Annotated in this window: 3 protein-coding genes; 2 read left to right on the top strand and 1 reads right to left on the bottom strand. The window is 65.6% G+C overall.

All coding sequences use genetic code 11. The annotated features are described in order from the left end of the window. On the bottom strand, positions 1 to 2,501 hold a 2,501-nt coding region (locus ACTJKQ_RS24090; RefSeq protein ID WP_440598333.1), incomplete at its 3' end, for a putative bifunctional diguanylate cyclase/phosphodiesterase. A gap of 199 nt (positions 2,502 to 2,700) precedes the next feature. On the opposite strand from ACTJKQ_RS24090, the gene mutS reads away from it, so the two are divergent. Next, entirely contained in the window at positions 2,701 to 5,319 is a 2,619-nt protein-coding gene (gene mutS, locus ACTJKQ_RS24085; RefSeq protein WP_440598332.1) for a DNA mismatch repair protein MutS, read from the top strand. A gap of 233 nt (positions 5,320 to 5,552) precedes the next feature. After that, positions 5,553 to 6,380: a proteasome-type protease gene (locus tag ACTJKQ_RS24080; protein ID WP_056067065.1), complete on the top strand. Its 828-nt coding sequence runs from the start codon at positions 5,553 to 5,555 to the stop codon at positions 6,378 to 6,380. The last annotated feature ends 10 nt before the right edge of the window (positions 6,381 to 6,390 follow it).

Genomic DNA, 6,390 nt, shown 5'->3' with positions numbered 1-6,390 from the left:
GGCCTTCCAAACAGATACCCCTGGAACCCCTCGCACCCATGCAGCCTCAGGAACGACAGCTGCCCCGTCGTCTCCACCCCCTCCGCCACCACCTCCAGGTCCAGGCTCTTGGCCAGCGCCAGGATGGTCCGCACGATCGCCGCGTCGTTCGGGTCCGTCAGCACGTCCCGCACGAAGCTCTGGTCGATCTTCACCTGGTCCAGTGGCAGGCGCTTGAGGTAGGACAGGGACGAGTAGCCGGTGCCAAAGTCATCGAGCGCAAACCCCACGCCTTCGCTTTTGAGCTGCACCATGCGCGCGATGGTGTCTTCGATGTCTCCCAGCAGCAGGCTTTCGGTGAGTTCGAGCTTGAGTTGCCGGGGGTCTGCGTTGTGGTTCTTCAAGGTTTGCAGCACTTCGGCCACGAAGCCGGGTTGGCGGAACTGGCGGGCGCTGACGTTGACGGAGATGGACAGGTGAGCGGTGTCTGGGTGCTGGCTCCAGCGCTGCAGTTGTTCGCAGGCGGTCTGGAGCACGTATTGGCCCAGCGGGAGGATGAGGCCGGTCTGTTCTGCCAGGGGGATGAAGTCGCCGGGGCTGATCATGCCGCGCTGGGGGTGGCGCCAGCGCACGAGGGCTTCTGCGCCCAGCAGGCGGGCGTGGTGGTCCACGACGGGCTGGTAGTGCACGAGCAATTCGCCCCGGGCCAGGCCCTGGCGCAGGTCGGCTTCGAGGTTGGAGCGGGCGTTGACGGCCGCCTGCATGTCGGGGTCGAAGAAGCGCTGGGTGTTGCGTCCTGCGGCTTTGGCCTGGTACATGGCCAGGTCGGCGCGCTTGAGGAGTTCGTCCACGGTGAGGCGTTCGTCGCCAAAGAGGGTGATGCCGATGCTGGGGGTGCTGTAGTGCTGGGCGCCGTCCAGGTCAAAGGGCTGGTTCAGGCTGGCCAGGAGTTTTTCGGCGACGGTTTCTGCCTGGGTGGCGGCGTTTTGCAGGTCAGGGGCCAGGGCTTCGAGCATGACGACGAATTCGTCGCCGCCGAAGCGGGCCACGGTGTCGGCTTCGCGCACGCTGCCCACCAGGCGGGCGGCGACCTGGGCCAGGAGCTGGTCGCCCATGTCGTGGCCCAGGGTGTCGTTGAGGTCTTTGAAGTTATCGAGGTCGATGAACAGCAGGGCCCCGAGGTTCCTGGTGCGCTGGCAGGCGGCGATGGAGCGTTGCAGGCGGTCCAGCAGCAGGCGGCGGTTGGGCAGGCCCGTGAGCGCGTCGTAGAACGCCAGGCGTTCGATCTCCTGTTCTGCCAGCTTGCGATCGGTGATGTCCATGGTGAAGCCATGGGACACCACCGAGCCATCGGCCTCGCGGTGTGGAATGGCGTTGGTCATGTGCCAGCGCACGCTCCCGTCATTCATCCGCACACGGTATTCGCACTGCCAGGGCACCAGCTTGCGCACCGACATCATGGCCGAGCGCTGCACCAGCGGCAGGTCTTCGGGCACCACGCGGTGCATGAGCACGCCATGGTCGGCCGTGACCTCGTGCGGTTCCACGCCCATGAATTCGCGCACGGCATCGCTGATGTACTGCACGCTGGTGCCACCATCGGTATGCAGCCGGTATTCGTAGATGAAGCCGGGGATGCGGCTGGCAATGCGCTGAATGAACAAGAGTTGTTCGCGCAATTGCTCCGCAGCGCGGTGCTCGTCCGTTACATCCTGCACCACCCCCATGACGACCTGCACACCGTCGCGCGGCAGCGTGCGTTGAACCCGCGAGCGCATCCAGCGCACTTCGCCATCTGGTCGTCGCCAGCGGTACTCCACATCCAGGCCAGATCCCCGTTCTCGGATCTTGTCGAACACGTGCCGGTCTTCCGGCAGGATGCCACTCACCGCGCGCTCGGGGTCCACCCATTCCTGCTGCTCAAACCCGGCGATGTTGCACAGCCCTGGCGACCAGAGCAGCACCGTTTCGCCCGGGTCTTCAATGCGCCGCCAGTGGCCAGTGCGCGCCAGGCTCTCCATGGTGTTGAACACGTCGGTCTGCTCGCGCAACTCGCGCCGCACTTCTTCCAGCGCACGCTCGGATGCGGCCAGTGATACCCGCAGATTCTCGGCTTCAGAGGCATCGCGCACCGTGACAACGATGCAGTCATTGGTCACGCGGCGGGCCGACAAGTCCCAGGCCAGCAACAGCCGACCGGGCTCGCGCACCACCTGGCGGCACTCCAGCGGAGCCCCCACGCGCACCACGCCGAGCAACTGGTCCAGCAGCGGCGTGTTGGCCAGCAGGTCAAACACCTCGGACGCATCCACGCCCGGATGCCGTACCGCTCCCAACCCTGGCATGCGCCGTGCCGCAGCGTTGGCGGCTAGCAGCAGCAGGCGGCCGTCTTGCAGACGAAACTCCATGAGCGCCACCGGCACCGCGTCCACCAGCGCTTGAAGGCGCGCCTGCGCCATGGGCTCGATGAGGCCTTCCCCGGTAGGGGCGAGGAGGTCGGTCAACAGTTCGGACGAAATCACGGTCGCTCTGAAGCCTCTGAATCCTGGGGTTGAAACACCAACTCTCGACGGAGGGTGGCTCCGTTCAGGGTCAAGCTGCCAGCATACAGCCAAGAGTATGTCAAAACGTAACATCTTGGCAGAACGCAGTGGAATTGCCCAGGGGGAAACCCGATGATCGAACTGCTACAGTCCACGCCTCATTCCTGCCACCCCCTGCATGTCCGACACGCTCGAACACCACACACCCATGATGCAGCAGTACCTGGCCCTCAAGGCCGGGTACCCCGAGACGCTTCTGTTCTACCGCATGGGCGACTTCTACGAGGTCTTCTGGCAGGACGCCGAGAAGGCCGCGCGCCTGCTCGACATCACGCTCACACAGCGCGGCCAGTCGGGCGGCCAGCCGGTGGTGATGGCCGGTGTGCCCTTCCACGCTCTGGAGAACTATCTGGCGCGCCTGATCAAGATGGGCGAGTCGGTGGCGATTGCCGAGCAGGTGGGCGAGGTGGGCGCCAACAAGGGCCCGGTGGAGCGCAAGGTGGTGCGCGTGGTCACACCCGGCACGCTGACCGACACCGAACTGCTGTCCGACAAATCCGAATCGCTGCTGATGGCCGTGCACCAGGCGCCCCGCGCGCGCTGTGGTTTGGCGTGGCTCAGCGTGACGCAGGGCCGCGTTTACCTGGCCGAATGTGCGCACGACGAACTGGGCGCCTGGCTGGCCCGCGTGGCGCCCAGCGAACTGATCTACAGCGCAGGCGTGACCGAGCGCTTTGAACAACAACTGCAGGTGCTGCGCCAAGGCGGCGCCTTCACCTGCCCCATGAGCCTGCGGCCCGACTGGCAGTTCGACAGTGCCCTGGGCGAGCGCAAGCTGCTCGAAAACCTGGGCGCGGCCAGCCTCCAGGCCTGGGGTGCACACGAATTGGGCGAGGCCCACGCCGCCGCCGCCGGACTGCTGACCTACGCCGAGCACACGCAGGGCCGCACCCTCACCCACGTGCACAGCGTGCAGGTGCAGCGCAACGACGACCTCATCGACTTGCCCGCCACCACGCGCCGCAACCTGGAGCTGGTCAAGACCCTGCGTGGTGACGATGCACCCACGCTGTTCTCGCTGCTCGACACCTGCATGACCGGCATGGGCAGCCGACTGCTCAAGACCTGGCTGCTGGAGCCGCGCCGCGACCGCGCCGAGGCACGCCAGCGCCTCTCGGCCACCACGGCCTTGCGGGGCGCGGGCGGTGCAGGCGGCGGTGCGGGCCCCTGGTCCACGCTACGCGGCGAACTCAAGGGCGTGAGTGATGTGGAACGCATCACCGCCCGCATTGCGCTGCGCCAGGTGCGCCCGCGCGAGCTGGTCGCGCTGGGCAAAACGCTACAAAAATCAGAGCTGCTTGCGCTGAACGGAAGGGCACCAGAGCCCTTTTTGATGCAGATTTTCAGCCACCTGCAACCACCCGAGGGTTGCATGGCACTGCTGCAGACCGCGATTGCCGAAGAGCCCGCCGCCCTGGTGCGCGACGGCGGCGTGATCGCCAACGGCTTCGACACCGAGCTGGACGAGTTGCGCGCCATCCAGACCAACTGCGATGCCTTTCTGCTGGATCTGGAAACCCGCGAGAAGGCGCGCACCGGCATCCCCAACCTGCGCGTGCAGTTCAACAAGGTGCACGGCTTCTACATTGAGGTCACCAGCAGCCATGTCGAGAAGGTGCCTGATGACTACCGCCGCCGCCAGACGCTGAAGAATGCCGAGCGCTTCATCACGCCCGAACTCAAGGCGTTTGAAGACAAGGCCTTGTCAGCCAACGAGCGCGCCCTGGCCCGCGAGAAATGGCTGTATGAGCAGATCCTGGACCAGCTGCAGCCGCACATCCCGCAGCTGACCCGCCTGGCCCAGGCTCTGGCCACACTGGATGTGCTGTGCACGCTGGCCGAACGCTCGCTCACCCTCCAATGGTGCGCGCCGCAGTTCGTGCCCGAGCCCTGCATCGAGATCGAGGGCGGTCGCCACCCGGTGGTGGAGGCGCGCCTGGCCGAGACATCGAGCGGCAGCTTCATCGCCAACCACACGCGCCTGAACGCCAACACGCGCATGCAGGTCATCACCGGCCCCAACATGGGCGGTAAATCGACCTACATGCGCCAGGTCGCGCTCATCGTGCTGCTCGCCAGCATGGGCAGCCATGTTCCCGCCGCGAGCTGCCGCCTGGGGCCCATCGACGCCATCCACACCCGCATCGGCGCGGCCGACGATCTGGCCAATGCGCAGTCCACCTTCATGCTGGAGATGACCGAAGCTGCGCAGATATTGCACGCCGCCACGCCCCACAGCCTGGTGCTGATGGACGAGATCGGCCGGGGCACCAGCACGTTCGACGGCCTGGCACTGGCCAGCGGTATTGCCACCCACCTGCACGACAAGACCCGCGCCTTCACGCTGTTTGCCACGCACTATTTCGAGCTGACCGAGCTGCCAGCCAAAGCGCGCCACGCGATCAACATGCATGTGAGCGCCACCGAGTCCGGCACCGACATCGTGTTCCTGCACGAGATCCAGCCCGGCCCGGCCAGTCGCAGCTACGGGATTCAGGTGGCCAAGCTGGCGGGCATGCCCTCGCCCGTGCTGCACCACGCCCGCCATGCGCTGGCCGCGCTCGAAGAGCGCGCGGGCGAGGATGAGTTGCAAGTGGACCTGTTCGCCGCCCCCGAGGTGCCCGAGAGCGCGGGCGCCAGCCCTCTCGAGGCCGCGCTGGCCGGCATCAACCCCGACGCCCTGAGCCCGCGCGAAGCGCTGGATGCGCTGTACCAGCTCAAGAAGATGGCAGGCTGAAGCGACGCCCACCCCGGCTGCGCTGCAGGCTGCTGACCGGGCTCTGGGCACACCGCCAGCGCATTTTTGAGTCCCAGGGGCATCAGGCGCTAGTGCCATATGCCCTGGTTGCTATCATTTTTGAATAGCCGCACCCCGCAACAACTGGGAGCTACCTGCAGGAGGCACAGGCTGCCCATGCCGCAGGCGACTAAACTCGCGGGTTACCCCCAAACAACAACCCCCATTGCTCCATGACGTACTGCGTCGCCATCAAACTCAACGCCGGGCTGGTTTTCCTGTCCGATTCCCGCACCAATGCCGGCCTGGACCAGATCAGCTCATTTCGCAAGATGATGGTCTACGAGAAGGCGGGTGACCGCTTCATGGTGCTGCTGTCGGCGGGCAACCTGTCCATCTCGCAATCGGTGCGAGAGATCTTGCAGACCGAGCAGATCAAGGACGGCGAGTCGGGTGAAGCCATCACCATCTGGAATGCCAAAAGCATGTTCGACGCCGCCCGCGTGCTGGGCGCCGCCGTGCGCCACGTGCACGAGCGCGACGGCGCAGCCCTCAAGCGCTCGGGCGTGGACTTCAATGTGTCCATGGTGTTTGGCGGCCAGATCAAGGGCGAGGGCATGCGCCTGTTCCAGGTGTACTCGGCAGGCAACTTCATCGAGGCCACGTCCGAAACACCGTACTTCCAGGTTGGCGAATCCAAATACGGCAAACCCGTGCTCGACCGCGTGCTCACGCCCGAGACCCCACTGGACGAGGCTGCCAAGTGCGCACTGGTGTCGATGGACAGCACGCTCAAGTCCAACCTGTCGGTGGGCCTGCCGCTGGACCTGGTGGTGTACGAGGTGGACCGCTTTGCCACCGACAAGGTCATCTGCATCGACGAGAACAACCCGTACTTTCGGATGCTGCACGACAGCTGGGGACAAAAGCTGCGCCAGGTGTTCGACAGCATCGAGGACCCCGCCTGGACCGGCGGCGCTACCGAGGTGCCGATCATGGTCAGCCCGGCGCGCAGCAAGCCACTCAAGAAGATCACCAACCATACCGACCGGCTGATCTGACGCCCTGCAG

The organism is Acidovorax sp. 22279 (assembly GCF_052045435.1).
GTDB lineage: Bacteria > Pseudomonadota > Gammaproteobacteria > Burkholderiales > Burkholderiaceae_C > Acidovorax > Acidovorax delafieldii.
Note: the sequence above shows the minus strand (reverse complement) of the source record. Positions and strands in the feature narration are given on the sequence as shown.